The 15,551-nt window shown below is 72.0% G+C and carries 15 protein-coding genes and 2 tRNA genes; 11 read left to right on the forward strand and 6 right to left on the reverse strand.

The features are described 5' to 3' along the window. The first annotated feature begins 69 nt into the window (after positions 1 to 69). Both CFRA_RS08450 and CFRA_RS08455 read left to right on the forward strand, forming a co-directional pair. The gene (locus tag CFRA_RS08450; protein ID WP_075664288.1) at positions 70 to 1,593 is read left to right on the forward strand and encodes an MFS transporter; all 1,524 of its coding nucleotides are present in this window, start codon (positions 70 to 72) and stop codon (positions 1,591 to 1,593) included. Next, positions 1,580 to 2,125, forward strand: coding sequence for a TetR/AcrR family transcriptional regulator (locus tag CFRA_RS08455; RefSeq protein ID WP_075664289.1), 546 nt, complete (start codon positions 1,580 to 1,582; stop codon positions 2,123 to 2,125). The genes CFRA_RS08450 and CFRA_RS08455 overlap by 14 nt, the downstream gene beginning before the upstream one ends. Before the next feature lie 103 nt (positions 2,126 to 2,228). On the opposite strand, the gene CFRA_RS08460 is transcribed toward CFRA_RS08455, so the two are convergent. Together CFRA_RS08460 and CFRA_RS08465 are read right to left on the reverse strand one after the other, a co-directional pair. Then, the gene (locus CFRA_RS08460; protein ID WP_169842180.1) at positions 2,229 to 3,119 is read right to left on the reverse strand and encodes an SGNH/GDSL hydrolase family protein; all 891 of its coding nucleotides are present in this window, start codon (positions 3,117 to 3,119) and stop codon (positions 2,229 to 2,231) included. 172 nt (positions 3,120 to 3,291) lie between these two features. Further along, a tRNA-Ile gene (locus CFRA_RS08465) sits at positions 3,292 to 3,368 on the reverse strand. A gap of 127 nt (positions 3,369 to 3,495) precedes the next feature. Between CFRA_RS08465 and CFRA_RS08470 the strand changes: the two genes are divergently transcribed. From CFRA_RS08470 to CFRA_RS08490, 6 genes are all read left to right on the forward strand, one after another. Continuing rightward, positions 3,496 to 5,202, forward strand: coding sequence for an alkaline phosphatase D family protein (locus CFRA_RS08470; RefSeq protein ID WP_075664291.1), 1,707 nt, complete (start codon positions 3,496 to 3,498; stop codon positions 5,200 to 5,202). 74 nt (positions 5,203 to 5,276) lie between these two features. Beyond that, the gene (locus CFRA_RS11900) at positions 5,277 to 5,513 is read left to right on the forward strand and encodes a twin-arginine translocation signal domain-containing protein (protein ID WP_245797536.1); all 237 of its coding nucleotides are present in this window, start codon (positions 5,277 to 5,279) and stop codon (positions 5,511 to 5,513) included. Next, positions 5,510 to 6,964: an alkaline phosphatase D family protein gene (locus CFRA_RS08475; protein ID WP_245797538.1), complete on the forward strand. Its 1,455-nt coding sequence runs from the start codon at positions 5,510 to 5,512 to the stop codon at positions 6,962 to 6,964. The genes CFRA_RS11900 and CFRA_RS08475 overlap by 4 nt, the downstream gene beginning before the upstream one ends. Positions 6,965 to 7,052: 88 nt before the next feature. Further along, positions 7,053 to 7,125: transfer RNA gene (locus tag CFRA_RS08480), tRNA-Asn, on the forward strand. Positions 7,126 to 7,286: 161 nt separating this feature from the next. Then, a complete protein-coding gene (locus tag CFRA_RS08485) occupies positions 7,287 to 7,973 on the forward strand; it encodes an excalibur calcium-binding domain-containing protein (protein ID WP_075664292.1) in 687 nt (228 codons plus the stop codon). 83 nt (positions 7,974 to 8,056) lie between these two features. Further along, positions 8,057 to 8,299, forward strand: coding sequence for a hypothetical protein (locus CFRA_RS08490; protein ID WP_075664293.1), 243 nt, complete (start codon positions 8,057 to 8,059; stop codon positions 8,297 to 8,299). A gap of 33 nt (positions 8,300 to 8,332) precedes the next feature. Here the strand turns inward: CFRA_RS08490 and dnaG are convergent, their stop codons facing one another. Further along, the gene (gene dnaG, locus CFRA_RS08495) at positions 8,333 to 10,249 is read right to left on the reverse strand and encodes a DNA primase (protein WP_075664294.1); all 1,917 of its coding nucleotides are present in this window, start codon (positions 10,247 to 10,249) and stop codon (positions 8,333 to 8,335) included. A gap of 85 nt (positions 10,250 to 10,334) precedes the next feature. Here dnaG and CFRA_RS08500 point away from each other — a divergent pair, with 85 nt between their 5' ends. Further along, a complete protein-coding gene (locus CFRA_RS08500; protein WP_075664295.1) occupies positions 10,335 to 10,823 on the forward strand; it encodes a guanyl-specific ribonuclease in 489 nt (162 codons plus the stop codon). A 7-nt stretch (positions 10,824 to 10,830) separates the two neighbouring features. After that, the gene (locus CFRA_RS08505; RefSeq protein ID WP_245797540.1) at positions 10,831 to 11,094 is read left to right on the forward strand and encodes a hypothetical protein; all 264 of its coding nucleotides are present in this window, start codon (positions 10,831 to 10,833) and stop codon (positions 11,092 to 11,094) included. On the opposite strand, the gene CFRA_RS08510 is transcribed toward CFRA_RS08505, so the two are convergent. Beyond that, positions 11,091 to 12,368, reverse strand: coding sequence for a deoxyguanosinetriphosphate triphosphohydrolase (locus CFRA_RS08510; RefSeq protein ID WP_075664296.1), 1,278 nt, complete (start codon positions 12,366 to 12,368; stop codon positions 11,091 to 11,093). The genes CFRA_RS08505 and CFRA_RS08510 overlap by 4 nt on opposite strands. A gap of 77 nt (positions 12,369 to 12,445) precedes the next feature. Here CFRA_RS08510 and CFRA_RS08515 point away from each other — a divergent pair, with 77 nt between their 5' ends. Further along, positions 12,446 to 14,467, forward strand: a complete 2,022-nt coding sequence (locus CFRA_RS08515; protein WP_075664297.1) for a TPM domain-containing protein — start codon at positions 12,446 to 12,448, stop codon at positions 14,465 to 14,467. A gap of 39 nt (positions 14,468 to 14,506) precedes the next feature. Here the strand turns inward: CFRA_RS08515 and CFRA_RS08520 are convergent, their stop codons facing one another. Together CFRA_RS08520 and CFRA_RS08525 are read right to left on the reverse strand one after the other, a co-directional pair. Further along, positions 14,507 to 14,980: a hypothetical protein gene (locus tag CFRA_RS08520; protein WP_075664298.1), complete on the reverse strand. Its 474-nt coding sequence runs from the start codon at positions 14,978 to 14,980 to the stop codon at positions 14,507 to 14,509. Positions 14,981 to 14,990: 10 nt separating this feature from the next. After that, positions 14,991 to 15,542, reverse strand: coding sequence for a hypothetical protein (locus tag CFRA_RS08525; RefSeq protein ID WP_083666917.1), 552 nt, complete (start codon positions 15,540 to 15,542; stop codon positions 14,991 to 14,993). Positions 15,543 to 15,551 lie beyond the last annotated feature (9 nt).

Here is a 15,551-nt window from a genome sequence, read left to right on the forward strand (position 1 = left end):
ATCAACCCGACTCAGAAGGTGAAGTCCCAGGAGAAGGAAATGACGACCACGAACACCGCGCCGGACGCGATGAACGCGACGACCCCGACGAACACCACGAAGCGCACCACGCCCGCACAGACGACCACCCCCGCCCAGCGCTGGGGCTTCCTCGCCGTGATCAGCCTGGGGCTCTTCCTCGTCGGCGCCGACAACTCGATCCTCTACACCGCCCTGCCCGTCCTCCGCGACGAGCTGCACACCACGGAGCTGCAGGGCCTGTGGATCATCAACGCCTACCCGCTCGTGCTCTCCGGGCTGCTGCTCGGCACCGGCACGCTGGGCGACAAGATCGGCCACCGGCTGATCTTCCTCATCGGCGTCTCGCTGTTCACGGTCGGCTCACTGGCCGCGGCGTTCTCCCCCTCCGCGTGGTTCCTCATCGCCGCCCGCGCGGTGCTGGGCCTGGGCGCGGCCGCGATGCTGCCGGCCACCCTGGCGCTGGTGCGCGTGACCTTCCCGGACCCCCGGGAGCGCAACACCGCCATCGGCATCTGGGGCGCGGTCTCCGTCGTCGGCGCCGCCGCCGGCCCCGTCCTCGGCGGGCTGCTGCTCGAGATGTTCTGGTGGGGCTCGGTCTTCCTGATCAACGTGCCCGTGGCCGTCGTGATCATCGTGGCGACCCTGCTGATCGGCCCGCCGAACATGCCGCGCCCGGAGAAGCGCTGGGACGCCGTCTCCTCCGCCTTCGCCCTGGTCGCCATGGTCGGCCTGGTCATGACGATCAAGGAGTCAGCGAACCCGGCGCGCTCCGGCTGGCTGATCGCCGCGGCCGTCGTCTGCGCCCTGGTCGGCGGTGCCGCCTTCGCCGTGCGCCAGCGTGCGCTGCGTGCGGCCGGCCGTGAGCCGCTGCTGGAGGCCTCGATCTTCCGCAACCGCATGTTCTCCGGCGGCGCCGTCGCCGCAGTGGGCGCGATGTTCGCGCTCGCCGGCGCGGAGCTGCTGACCACCCAGCGCTTCCAGATCTCGGCGGACTTCTCCCCGCTCGACGCCGGCCTGCTGGTGGCCACCGCCGCCGTCGCGGCGATCCCCGCCTCCGTCATCGGCGGCTCGGTGCTGCACCGCGTGGGCTTCCGCACCCTGATCACCGGCGGCTTCCTGCTGATGGCCGTCGGTGTCGCCGGCGCCGTGCTCACGATGGGCGACACCCCGCTGTGGGTCTTCGCCGGCTTCCTGGCGGTCACCGGCTTCGGCGCCGGCAGCGTGATGAGCGTGTCCTCGACCGCCATCGTCGGCTCCGCGCCGTTCTCCCGGGCGGGCATGGCCTCCTCCGTCGAGGCCGTCTCCTACGAGTTCGGCAGCCTGCTGGCCGTCTCGGTCCTCGGCTCGCTGATGCCGGCGATCTACGCGCTGCGCGCGCCGGCCGAGGTCGCCCACGACGTCAACCACGGCGTGGACCACCCCGTCTTCGCGGAGGCCGCCACCGCCGCCTACGATTCGTCCTACCTGACCGTCCTGAGCCTGTCCGCGGTGATCGCGCTCGTCGCGGCCGCCGTTACGGCCTGGTGCTTCGCCGGAAACCCGAAGGAGGTCGAGGCCCGTGAGGCCGAGTAAGCGCGAGCAGATCCTCGAGACCGCCGTCGAGATGATCGACGCCGACGGCCTGGATGCGGTCACCTACGACTCGCTCTCCCAGGCCACCGGGGTGAGCAAGTCCGGGCTGATCTACCACTTCCCGTCGCGCCACGAGCTGATGCTCGGCGTGCACCGCCATCTCGCCGAGGAGTGGGAGAGAGAGCTTGTCGACGCCGCGGGCGCCCCCGCCGCGGACGTCTCCCCCACCGCGCGGCTGCGCGCGCTGGTGCTCTCCCTCTCGGGCTCGGCGACACGGGCGGATCTGCTCGTGCAGCTGGACGCGGCGAGCCACCCCGACTTCGAGAACGTCTGGCGCGAGGTCGACCGCCGCTGGTCGCCGGCGCCCGAGGACGTCGGTTCCGACCCCGCGGTCGACTCCGCCTACCTGGTGCTGCTGGCCGCCGAGGGGCTGTGGCTGCACGACCACGCCCACCTCTACTCCCTCACCCCGGAGCAGCGGACGTCGCTGACCGAGGCGATCCTCGGGATGATCCCGGAACAGGGCTCCTGACCCCGGGTGCCCCGCCCCTCCCTTTCCCCGCGACACGCACAACCGCCCGCGGGCTCGGGGAGCCCACGGGCGGTGTCGGGGCCGGGAGGTGCCGGCGGGGTGACTAGCGGACGTGGTCCGCGGTGATCTGGGCGATCGCCTCGTTGCCGTTGTCGGACGGGTGGAACGTCATCTGCTGCATCTGACTGTCGAGCACACCGTGGACCCAGCGGTTGGGCGTGGGCGCGCAGGTGTCGGTGCCGGCGCGACGGGTCTCGACGTACTCGTAGCCCAGCTCGCCGGCGGCGTCGCGGGCGATGTTGTCCAGCTTGTTGAGGAAGCCGGTGGCGTTGGTGGGCACGGGCGCGGCGATGTTCGGGGTGCCCAGCTCCGGCGGGACGTCGGCGTTGATCAGGCAGACCTCGCCGCGGTCGTTGCCCACGGCCGGGTAGCCGACGAAGAGGGTCCGCGCGTTCGGGGCGTGGTGGCGGATCGTGTTCAGCGGCCCGCGCATGCGGTTGACGAACTCCTGGTAGTTCAGGAAGTCCCCGCCGTTGGTGACGCCGAAGTCGCGGCGGTCCGCCAGCGCCAGGTTCCAGCCCTCGGCGCCGCCGACGGTGATGGTGACCAGGCGGGTGTTGTCGCCGAGCTGGCCGCGGGCGGCGGCGCGGTCGGCGGTGAAGCCCAGACCGGGGCCGGCCATGCCGTTGATGCTCACGCCGTTGCAGGCCGCGTTGGCGGTGCTCATACCGAGCTTGTTACCGAGGCGCACCGGGTAGGCGTCGGCGCCCTGGCCGCAGCGGTCGGGCTGCGTGAAGCCGGCGAGCTGCTCGCCGATGGTCGGGTTGGCCGCGTAGGAGTCGCCGAAAGCGACGTAGCCCACGCCGCCCGGGGCCGCGGAGGCCGTCGGCGCGGCCGCCAGGGCCCCGGCGGCCGCCATCAGGCCCGCCGCGGTCGCGGCGAACGCGCGGCGCATGCCGCCACGGCGCTTCTTCTGGTCAACGGTCTTTCGCATCTGCCACCTCGTCGTCTCGTGCTGGTGACCGCTCCCCGGACGCACCTGGGCGCCAGCTGGAGCGGACATGGGTCACGCCTCTATTTCGGCTGAGACGGTCACAACGTTAACACGTGCCACGCGAAGATCACAGAGGAAAACAATTTCCCCGTCATGGACGGGGGACATGAAGTGGTGGGGCCAGCGGGGCTCGAACCCGCGACCGACAGATTATGAGTCTGATGCTCTGACCGACTGAGCTATAGCCCCGCGGGCAGTATATCGGCGCCGCCCCGCGGCCCGGAAAACGACCGGCACCTGAAACTCCGGTGAATCCTCGCCCAACTTCCGCCGCCCCGGTTGCAGTGCCCCGGGACCGGGGCGATGGTGTGCAGACGTGAGCCACGCACCGCGCCCGCTGCCCCGCCGCCGCTTCCTGCAGTCGGCGGCGATCACGGGCACCGGCATCGCCTGTGCGCTGGGCGCGGGGAAGATGGCCGTCGAAGCCGACGCGGTCCGCGGCGGGGCGAGCCCGCGCCCGCTCGAGGTCGACATCCCCGCCGACGTCCCCTTCGCCCACGGCGTGGCCTCGGGCGACCCGCTGGCGGACTCGGTCATTCTCTGGACCCGGGTCACCCCCTCCGTCGAGGCCCTGCCCGGCTCCGGGGTCGGCGTCCCGGTCACCGTCGCCTGGCAGGTCTCCGAGGACGAGGACTTCACCCGCGTCGTCGCCGCCGGCACCGCGCACACCTCGGCCGCCGTCGACCACACCGTCCACGTCGACGCGCGGGGCCTGGCCCCGGCGCGCGTGTACTACTACCGCTTCATCATCGACGACGGCGCGTTCGCCGGCGCGGTCAGCCCGACGGGACGTACGTGGACCGCGCCGTCCCCCGGCGCGCCGCTCGACTCGCTGCGCCTGGCGGTGGCCTCCTGCGCGAACTGGGAGTCCGGCTTCTTCAGCGCCTACCGCGACATGGCCGAGCGGGCGCGCGGGGGCGAGATCGACGTGGTGGTCTTCCTCGGCGACTACATCTACGAGTTCGCCCGCGGCGACTACCCGGGCAAGACGGGGGTGACCCGGCACCACGAGCCGGCCGAGGAGCTGACGGACCTCACCGCCTACCGCATCCGGCACGGCCACTACCGCACGGACCCGGACCTGCGCGCCGCGCACGCGGCCTGCCCGTGGGTGGTGGTCTGGGACGACCACGAGCTGGCCAACGACGCCTGGCGCGACGGCGCGGACGCGCACCACGAGGGGGCGCACGGGCCGTGGCCCGAGCGTCGGGACGCTGCGATGCAGGCCTACTTCGAGTGGCTGCCCATCCGGGCGACCAGCCCCTCGCGGGAGGGCCACCTCTACCGCAGCCTGACCTTCGGCGACCTGGTCGAGCTGACGATGATGGACCTGCGCACCTACCGCGACCAGCCGCCCGGCTACCGGGGTCTGGCGGCCGCCCGCGAGGAGGCCACGATGCTCGGCGCCGAGCAGTTCGACTGGGTGCGCGGGGTGCTGGACCGTTCGCACACGCGCTGGAACGTCATGGGCAACTCGGTGATGATCGCCCCGCTCGACCTGGCGGAGGTGCGCCGCGACGACGCGACGGCCGTGGTCGCGGAGTTCCTCGGGGCCCGCTCGGCCGCGGGTGTGCCGATGAACCTGGACCAGTGGGACGGCTACGCCGCCGAGCGCGACCGTCTGCTGCGCGAGCTGGCCGAGGACCACACCCCGGTGCTCTTCCTGACCGGCGACATCCACTCTGAGTGGGCGAACTCGATCACCTGCGAGGGCCGGGAGATCGGCGCCGAGCTGGTCTGCTCCTCCGTCTCCGCGCCCAACGTCGACGACAAGCTGCGCATGCCGGCGCACTCTCCGTTCTCGCGCGCGGCCGAGGCCCGGCTGCGCGCAGCGAACCCCGACGTGCGCCACGTCGACCTCGACTCCCACGGCTACGCGGTCGCCACGATCACCCCGGAGGCCGTGGCGATGACCTGGCTGCGCGTCGACAACGTGGAGGCCCCGGGCTCCCCGGTCAACCCCGGGATGTCCCTGACTTGGCGTCCTGACCTTGGTTTTCTACCGGGAATGACCCCGCAGTGAAATCCCGGTGAATTCTTTCTTCACCTGTTCCGCCCCGGTTGAGGGGCTCCCCCGGCGGGCCCACGATGAGCTGCATGTCGCAGTATTCCCGTCGTAAATTCCTGTCCGCCTCCGCCGTCGCCGCAGGTGTCGGTGTGGTCGGTCAGGCCACCCCGCTCACGCCCAGAGCTCCGGCAGCTCCGTCGACGAGTTCTTCGGTTCCTCCCAGAAGCTCGAGCCCACCGAGAACCCCGGCGTCGAGATCCCGTTCGGCCACGGTGTCGCCTCGGGCGACCCGACCGACTCCGCCGTCATCCTCTGGACGCGCGTGACCCCGACCCCGGAGGCCCTGCCCGGCTCCGGCGTGGGCGACCCGGTCACCGTCGAGTGGACCGTGGCCCGCGACGAGGAGCTCTCCGACGTCGTCGCCACCGGCACCGCGGAGACCTCGGCGGCCATCGACCACACCGTCCACGTCGACGCCACCGGGCTGGAGCCGGACACGGTCTACTTCTACGGCTTCCGGGTCGCCGACGGCGAGCACGCCGGCAAGACCAGCCCCGTCGGGCGCACCTGGACCGCCCCGGCCGCCGGGACGAAGACCGAGCGGCTCAACGCCGTGGTCGCCTCCTGCGCGAACTGGGAGTCGGGCTTCTTCAGCGCCTACCGCGACATCTCCGCCCGGGCGCGCGCCGGTGAGATCGACCTGGTCATCTTCCTGGGCGACTACATCTACGAGTACGGCCGCGGCGAGTACGTGGGCAAGCGCGGCGCGGTGCGCAACCACGAGCCGGCCCACGAGATCCTCGACCTGGCCGACTACCGCATCCGCTACGGCACCTACCGCACCGACGCCGACCTCCAGGCCGCGCACGGCGCCTGCCCGTGGGTCGTCGTCTGGGACGACCACGAGGTGGCCAACAACGCCTGGCGCGACGGCGCGGAGAACCACACCGAGGGCGCCGAGGGCCGCTGGGTCGCGCGTCAGCAGGCCGCGATGCAGGCCTACTACGAGTGGCTGCCGATCCGCGCGACGAGCCCGTCCGCCGGCGGCAAGCTCTACCGCAAGCTCGCCTTCGGCGACCTGGTGGACCTGACGATGATGGATCTGCGCACCTACCGCGACGAGGAGCAGAGCTTCGGCGACTGGATCTCCGGCGACCTCAACGAGACGATGATGGGCTCCGAGCAGTTCGGCTGGGTCGCCGAGCAGGCCCGCGGCTCGAAGGCGCGGTGGCTGGTGATGGGCAACTCCATCATGTTCAGCCCGATGACGCTGCTGGGGCTGCGCGACAACCCGGACACCTCCTCGGTGGCGGACTTCCTCTCGGGCCGGACCGGGGACGGCCTGCCGCTCAACGGCGACCAGTGGGACGGCTACTCGGCCGAGCGCGACCGGCTGCTCGACGTGCTCGACGGCATCGACCCCAACATCCTGTTCGTCACCGGCGACATCCACTCCGAGTGGGCCCACTCCGTGCGCCACGACGGCCACGAGATCGGCGCGGAGCTGATCTGCTCGTCGATCTCGGCGCCCAACGTCGACGAGATGCTCAAGCTGCCGGTGGACAACGCGCTGTCCCACGCGGCCGAGTCCGTGCTGCGCCACGAGAACCCGCACATCCAGCACGTCGACCTCGACGCGCACGGCTACGCGCTGGCGGAGATCACCCCGGACCACGTCGACATGTCCTGGATGCGCGTGGCCGACCTCAACTCCCCCGACTCGGCCGTCGACGAGGCGCTGCGCATGCGCTTCACCCCCGGTCACGGCTGGTCCTGACGAGCCCCGAATAACGTCTCTGCCTGCTGATTTGCCCGCCTTTCGAGCCAACGTCTATAGTAACTCTCCGTTGCCGAGAGCAACGTGATCCCCTATAGCTCAGCTGGCAGAGCGTTCGACTGTTAATCGAAAGGTCACTGGTTCGAGCCCAGTTGGGGGAGCTCACGAAGAAGCCCGGCCGCCTGTTCCCGAACAGGCGGCCGGGCTTTTTATTTGCCGATTCGGAAACACAGACTCTATCCAGGAACCGCACAGTGGGTTATAATGTAAGAAATATTTATATTCCAGGCATACTCCGGCCTGGCCTCCGGAAAGGAAACCGGTGCAAACCAACTGGCACACCCCCCTGTGGAAGAAACTCCTGGCCGCCGCGGCGCTGGCCTTCGGCACCTTCACCATCATCGACAGTGTGCACATGCAGTGGCTGCCGAACTTTTTCGTTGGACTCACACTCGTACTGCCCGGCGCATGGTTCACGATCCACGAGTTGCGGTCCCGGCGCGCCGCCGCAGTCGGAGCCCCGCAGCTGAAACGACACTGGGGACTTGTCACCCTGTCCAGCTTCGCGCTGTTCGCCGTGGCCGTTGCCCTCGTCCCCGATGATGTAGGCACGGAATACACGGCGGACGAGACTTCGACCTCGCCCTCGGCGACCGCCACTTCGTCCACCGAAGCCACCACGATCACCACCGAGCCCACCACCTCGGAGGAGTCGGAGACCCCCGAGCCCACGGCCGAGACCGCCGTCGAGGAGCCCACCGACAACGTCGTCCGCGCCGGTTTCGCGGACCTCGGCGACGCCGACGCGCCCGATCCCGCCTACGTGGCACCCGAGCCGGCCTACGAACCGCCCGCACCCGCCTACGAGGCTCCGGCCCCCGCCGCGGTCGGCGGCTTCGCCAACTGCTCCGAGGCCCGCGCGGCCGGCTACTCCAACATTCTCGCCGGCAGTCCCCAGTACGCGAGCAAGCTCGACCGCGACGGCGACGGCGTCGCCTGCGAGAGCTAGCGGGCCCCGCACCCCGCGGGGCGCCACCCGTTAGACTTGCGGTCGCACCCCACCGTCGACCATCAGCGAGGAACCGCCACCACATGATCCAGTTCGTCATCGGCGCCGCCGCGGGATACGTCTTCGGCACCAAGGCCGGCCGCAAGCGTTTCGACCAGATCAAGCGCGGCTACCAGACCGCCGTCAACTCCCCGGTCACCCGCTCCGCCGTCAATTCCGCGCGCAAGGCCATCGCGAACCGGCTCGACCCGAACCCGCGCATGCGCGAGGTGAAGAACCTCCGCCGCGACGACGGTTCCACCGTCCTCGAACCCGACGAGGACTAGGCCCGACCAGCCAGGCCGGCCATCCCCGGCCCCTCACCGGTCGAACGGCCCGGTGGTGCGGAACGCCCGGTCGTTGAGGTCCCGGCGCGCCTGCTCCAGGGCCACCAGGTCCGCGAACATCGAGTTGTAGGTCACTTCGTCGTCGCTGGGCCGCATCCGCTGCAGCTCCCCCTTCAGCTGCGCGATCTCGTTGCCCACGCGCACCTCCTGCAGCCGCGAGAGCACCGCGTCCGCGTAGTGGGCCAGCTCCTCCGGGTCGACGTGGATGTCCTCCACCGCCAGCTCGGAGACCAGCGAGCGCCCGCCCAGATCCGTCATCCGGTCGGCCACCGCGGCGATCCAGTCCACCCCGGCCGCGCCGTGCTCGCAGCCGCCGGCCTCGCGGACGGCCTCGCGCACCATCTTGTAGGCCGGGTGGCGGAAGGTCTCCGGGTCCAGCCCGTCGAAGTAGGCGCCCGCCAGCTCCGGGTACTGCAGCGCCAGCTTCAGCGACTCGCGCTCCGGCCACAGCACCGGGTCCCGCGGGTTCGGCGCCGGGACCTCCGGCACCTGCGGGACGGCCTGCGGCTCCTGGTTCTCGAAGCGGCGCGCGCGGTGCGGCTGCTCCTGCTGCTTGGGGCGGCGCGCTTCGGCGCGCACCTGGGCGAGCACGTCGTCGGTGTCGGACCAGCCGACCCAGCCGGCCAGCTGCCGGGCGTACTCCGTCTGCAACGCGCGGTCCCGGATGCCCGCGACCACGGGCACGGTGCGGCGCAGGGCCTGCAGGCGGCCCTCGACGGTGTCCAGCGAGTACTGGGAGAGCAGCGAGCGCACCACGAACTCGAACATGGGCACCCGGTCCGCGATCAGGTCGCGCACCGCGGAGTTGCCCTTGGCCAGGCGCAGGTCGCACGGGTCCATCCCGTCCGGGGCGACGGCCACGAAGGACTGCCCGGTGAACTTCTGGTCGCCGGCGAAGGCGCGCATCGCGGCCTTCTGGCCGGCCTCGTCGCCGTCGAAGGTGTAGATCAGCTCGCCGCGGAAGTAGCTGTCATCCAGCATCAGCCGGCGCAGGATGCGCAGGTGCTCCTCGCCGAAGGCGGTGCCGCAGGCGGCCACGGCCGTGTTCACCCCGGCGGCGTGCATGGCCATCACGTCCGTGTAGCCCTCCACCACCACCGCCTGGTGGCCCGCGGCGATGGACTTCTTGGCCTGGTCCAGCCCGAAGAGCACCTTCGACTTGTCGTAGAGCAGCGTGTTCTGGGTGTTCATGTACTTGCCCATGCGGTCGTCGTCGAAGAGCTTGCGCGCCCCGAATCCGATGACGTCGCCGGACATGTTCTTGATCGGCCACAGCAGCCGGCGCGAGAACGCGTCGATCGGCCCGCGCCGGCCCATCTTGGACAGCCCCGCCGCCTCGAGCGTCTTGTAGTCGAAGCCGCGGCGCAGCAGTTCCTTGGTCAGCGTGTCCCAGCCGCCCGGCGCGTAGCCGCACTCGAAGCCGTAGATGTGCTCGCGCGAGAAGCCTCGGCCCAGCAGGAACTCCCGGCCCGGCGCGGCCTCCGGGGTCTCCAGGCGCTCCCGGTAGAACTGGTGGGCCGCCTTGTTCGCGGCGATGAGGCGCTGGCGGGTGCCCGGCTCCTCGCGGCGGCCGGGCGAGCCGCCCTCGTAGTTGATCTGGTAGCCGATCTTCTCCGCGCACACCTCGACCGCCTCGGGGAAGGTCAGGTGCTCCATCTCCATCAGGAAGGAGAAGACGTCACCGCCCTTGCCCGTGGAGAAGCAGTGGTAGTAGCCGCGGTTGGGGCGCACGTGGAAGGACGGGGTGCGCTCGTCCTTGAAGGGGCTCAGTCCCTTCAGCGAGTCCGTTCCCCCCGGCTTGAGCTGCACGTACTCCCCCACGATCTCCTCGATGGGGGTACGCTCCCGGATCGCCTGGATGTCGCGCTCCGGTATCCGTCCCTTACCCATGGCACCCGAGGATACCCGGGCGCGCGCCCGCCCGGTGCGCGGGCCGGATGCCGGAACCGCGGGGTGCGTGTGTAAAGATATCGCCATGTCTCGACGTTCCTCGACCGGCTGGCTGGCCGGTGCCGCCGGCCTCGCCGTCGCCGTCGCGGCCGCCTGGTTCGGCATCGACCTGGGCTCCGGCGACGGCGCACAGCCCGCCTCCACCACCGCCGCCGGCCACGGCGGCGGCGCAGCCACGGCGACTCCGCGCGCCACGGGGACCGACGGGACGTCGGCAATGGAGACCTGCCCCCTGGACACCCTGCCGGACGAGGCCGCGGACACCGTCGCCGACGTGCGCGCCGGCGGCCCGTTCGAGCACCCGGACAACGACGGCACGCGCTTCGGCAACTACGAGGGGCGACTTCCGGATCAGGACCGCGACCACTACCGTGAGTACACCGTGGACACGCCGGGGCTCGACCACCGGGGCGCGCGCCGGATCGTCACCGGCGGCGACCCCGCCGAGGACCCGGAGACCTGGTACTACACCGCCGACCACTACGAATCCTTCTGCGAGATCCCGGACGCCTGAACCTGCCATGACCCAGACCCACACCCGCTTCATGCGTAACCCGATCATCATCACCACGCCCGTGCGCGAGCCGCGCGACCTCTACGACGCGCTGGCACGCGCGACCTACCGCGCCGGCCGGCCCGCGCCGCGCAACCTCGACGGGATGGCGGACCTGATCAAGGAGTTCGGCGTCTCGCGGGTGCTGTGCGCCCACTGGCGGCTGCCCGACTCCGACGACGCCCGCGTGCGCGCCGTCCTCGCCGACCTCGGCGTCGAGCTGCAGCTCTAGCCCATGAACACGGAGAGGTCCGCGGTCTCGCGGGCCATGCGCTCCAGCCGCGACTCCGTCAGCGAGGCGATCTGGTCGACGACCACGCGCTGGCGGCCGGCCTCCGAGTCGGCCTGGCGCCACCAGTCGGCGAACATCGGGTCCAGCGCACCCGGCGCGCCCGCGCTCAGGTAGTCGAAGACGCGGAAGATGCGCTCGCGCTGCCGGTCCTGGCGCGCGATGTGGGAGTGCTGGTCCATCACGTAGAGCACGGCGATCGTCTTGAGCAGCGTGACCTCCGCGCGCGCCTGCGCGGGCACGACGAGCCGGCCGTGGTGGCGGCCCAGCTTCCCGGCCTCCGCGGCCGCCTCGTCGAGGCTGGCCTGCACCGTGGCGCCGACGTAGCGGCCCACCAGCTCGCTGGTCATCTTCTTCAGGCGCGCGAAGGAGCGCAGGTTGCCGGTGAACTCGGCGGCGTCGTTGACCACGTCGAGCTGGCGCAGGTGGTCCGCGGCGGCGACGAGTTCCTCGGGGTCGCCGCCGAAGGCCCGCGCGCCGGCCTCGGCCAGCTCCGCGAGCTCGACGAGGTCCCAGAGCACCGCCAGTGAGATGCGCCCGGAGACGATGCCGTCCTCGACGTCGTGGACGGAGTAGGCGATGTCGTCGGCCCAGTCCATCGCCTGCGCCTCGAGCGACTTGTCCGTGCCCGGGTTGCCCTCCCGGATCCAGGCCAGGATCGCGGCGTCCTCGTCGTAGCAGCCGTACTTGCGGCGGTGGCTGCCGTCGGCTGCGGTGCGGGTGTAGGGGTACTTGCACGCGGCGTCGAGGGCGGCGCGGGTGAGGTTGAGCCCGTAGCTGGTCTCCCCGTCGACCGCCTTGGGCTCGAGCCGGGTGAGGATGCGCAGCGTCTGTGCGTTGCCCTCGAAGCCGCCGCAGTCCGCGGCGACCTCGTCGAGGGCGCGCTCGCCGTTGTGGCCGTAGGGCGGGTGCCCGATGTCGTGGGTCAGCCCCGCCAGCTCCGAGAGGTCCGGGTCCATGCCCAGCCCGGAGCCGATGCCGCGGGCGATCTGGGCGACCTCGAGCGAGTGCGTCAGACGCGTGCGCGGGGTGTCGCCGTCGCGGGGGCCGACGACCTGGGTCTTGTCGGCCAGCCGGCGCAGCGCGGCGGAGTGCAGCACGCGCGCGCGGTCGCGGGAGAAGGCGCTGCGGTGGTCGGTCTCGGTCGCGGCGATCCGGCTGCCCTTCGGCCCCTCGGCCAGGCGACGTTCGGTGTCGGCGGACGAGTAGGTGTACACGCAGGCGATACTAACCGCCGGCGGTGCGGAAATGGCTGCGACGTGCCGGTTTCACCGCCTCCACTATTGTTGGCCCCATGACGAAACCGCGCGTGATCCTCGCCGCCCTCGGCGCCGCCGCCCTTGTCCCGCTTGCCGACGTCGCGCTGCTCCCCGTCGCGTTCGCCGCGACCGATGCGTCGGTCGCCGTCTCCCAGGGGCCGCAGTCCTACAGCCAGAGCGTGGTCGACGAGGCCGGGGTGCTCAGCGACGACGAGGTCGCCGACCTGAACAAGCAGGTCGCCCAGTACCAGGTGGACCACCAGCGCTCGCTGATGGTCGTCTTCGTGCCGGACTTCGGTGGGCTGGGCCCCGAGGAGTACGCCCGCGACACCGTCCAGGCCAACGGCGGCAACAACCTGGCGGTCATGGTGGTCGCCCCGGAGCTGCGCCAGTACTTCGTGCAGGGCGGGGTGGACTGGACGCAGTCCGAGATCGACGACCTGGACAAGGCCGTGCGCCCCCACCTCTCCGACGGCGACTGGAACGGCGCCGCGCAGGCCTTCATCGACGCGGCGGTCAGCTCCGGGCAGATCTCCGGCGAGTCCGTCGCCTGGCTGGGCGGCGCCGCCGTGGCCGCCGCGGGCGCCGGCGGCGGCTTGTGGGCCTGGTCGCGGCGCAAGCGCACCCGCGACGAGGCGGACCGCCTCGAGAGCGCCCGGCGCATCGACCCGACCGACACCGGCTCGCTGGCCCGCCTGCCGCTGGAGACGCTCGAGCAGCTGGCCCACGAGGCCGTCGTGGCCACCGACGAGTCGCTGCGGCGCGCCGAGGAGGAGCTGCGCCTGGCCCGCGCCGAGTTCGGCGAGCAGCGCGCCCGGCCCTTCGCCGAGGCCGCCGCGCACGCCCGGCGGGCGATGGACTCCGCCTACGCCACCCAGGACCGCCTCGGGGCGGCCGCGGGCTCGGACGCCGAGCGCCGCCAGCTCCTGGCCGGGGTGGTCGCGGACTGCTCCACGGCGCAGGACGCCCTCGACGCGCAGGCGAAGGACTTCGCGGACAACCGTGAGATGCTGCTGACCGCCGAGAACCACATCGCGGAGCTGACCCGGCGCACCGTCGACGTACGCGCCCGCATCCCGGAGGCCCGTAGCCGCCTCGAGGCGCTGCGGCAGAACCACTCCGAGGAGGCGCTCAGCTCGGTCGCCGACAACCCGGAGCTGGCCGAGGCCGGCGTGGACGAGGCCGAGAAGCGCCTCGACCAGGCCCGCGAGCTGGCCGACCGGCCCGCCGGCCGGCAGGGCGGCGCCGTGGCCGCGATGCGCGACTCCGAGCACGCCGTGGAGGTCGCCGAGCGGATGCTCGACGCCGTCGAGCACGCCGAGGACAACCTGGCCACCGCGCGCACCCAGCTGCCGGCCCTCTACGACGAGATCGACGGCGAGATCGCCCAGGCCCGCGAGCTGGCCGCCCGCGGCCGGGCCAGTGGCGCTCCGGGCGACTGGGACGGCCTCGAGGCGCTGGCCGGGGAGGCCGACTCGGCGCTGGCGGCCGGGCGCGAGCGCGGGCAGGCCGATCCCCTGGGGGCCTTCACCGACCTGACCGAGCTCGACGGGCGCCTCGACGACGCCCTCGAGCGCGCCGGCGAGGCCACCGCCGGGCACGAGCGGCTGCTGCGCGTCTACCGCCAGCAGCTCGACGCCGCGCGGGCCGCGGTGCAGTCGGCCGACGACCTGATCGCCTCGCGCGGGCCGATCGTGGGCTCCAGGGCCCGCGGCGAGCTGGCCGGGGCCGCCCAGCTGCTGCAGCGCGCCGAGGCCGCGGGCGAGCCGCGCCAGGGCGCAGACCTGGCCGGGCAGGCCGCCCGGCGCGCCCAGCAGGCCGCCCGACTGGCCAAGAACGACTACGACGACTACCAGCGTCGCCAGCGGCGCAACCAGTCCGGCGGCTCCGGCGGGGCCTTTTTGGCGGGCATGCTCGTCAACGGGATCCTCTCCTCCGGCGGCCGCGGCGGGTTCGGCGGCGGCTTCGGCGGCCGCGGCGGCTTCGGGGGCGGTGGCTTCGGCGGCGGGGGCGGCGGTTTCGGCGGCTTCGGCGGTGGCGCCGGCGGGCGCTTCTAGGCCTGTCCCCTGGTCCGCCGGACGGTTCCGGGCGGTCCGCTAGGTGCGCGTCTTGCGCACCGGGGAGTCGACCATCACGCACGCCCACGACAGGAACACCGCGTCGGCGGCGGGCATGGGCGACATCTCCTCGGGGTCGTCGACGATCTCGACGGCGCCCGAGATGCGCGGGCGCACCAGCGCCACGGGGCCGGAGGCTGCCCGGATGGCGCGCTCCTTGCGCCACAGCGAGGTGCGGTCCATCTCGTAGCGCCGCCCCTCGCACGAGCCGTGCAGGTGCTGGACGGTCAGCCCCTTCTGGGCGGCGGTGTAGACCGCGCCGCCGGCCGTGGTGGCCCGCAGGCGGAAGCGCCCGCCCGGGCTGTACTCGAGGAGCATGCGCTCCCCGGCGTGGAAGAGGACGTCGGAGCGCACGGAGGCGACCTGGTGGCCGAGGCCGTCGAAGAGCTCGTTGCCCCGCCACACCCAGGTGCCCGTGTCGGCCCCGCCGAACAGCCCCGTCGCCTCCGTCATGGCGTCGACCCTAGATCAGGAAGGTCAGCACGGCCAGGATGGTGGCCGCCACCAGGGTCACGATGACCATCCCGGAGGTCCGCGAGAGCTTCGCCTCCAGGATCGTGCGGGTGAAGAAGCTCAGCGCGACGACCTCGTCACGGGTCAGCGCGTCGATGGCGGCGCGGGCCTTCTCGGGCTCCCCCTCGTCGGCGGAGAACTCGAGGATGCTGCGTCGCACCCCGTTGTTCGTGCCGGAGAACTGCGCGATCTTCACGCCCTCCGGGTCGAGGACGACCCAGTTGGAGCTGTTCTCGTTGACCAGGGTGAGCTTCTTGCCGGCGAGGTCCACGGCGACCTGCTTCTTCGGGCCGGCGGCACCGTCGGCGCGGAACTCGCGGCCGTCGCCGGTGCGCACCAGCACGCCCTTGGCCCCGTCGGCCTTGAGCTGCCAGGTCTCGCCGCCGACCTCGGCCTTCTCCACGCCGAAGCTGCCCAGCTCCTCCGGGCCCTTGCCCACGAGCAGCACGGCGTTCTCACCGGCGTGGCGCGGTCCCCACGAGGTGTAGTGGATGTCAGTCACACAAATCTC

This window comes from Corynebacterium frankenforstense DSM 45800 (assembly GCF_001941485.1).
Taxonomy (GTDB): domain Bacteria; phylum Actinomycetota; class Actinomycetes; order Mycobacteriales; family Mycobacteriaceae; genus Corynebacterium; species Corynebacterium frankenforstense.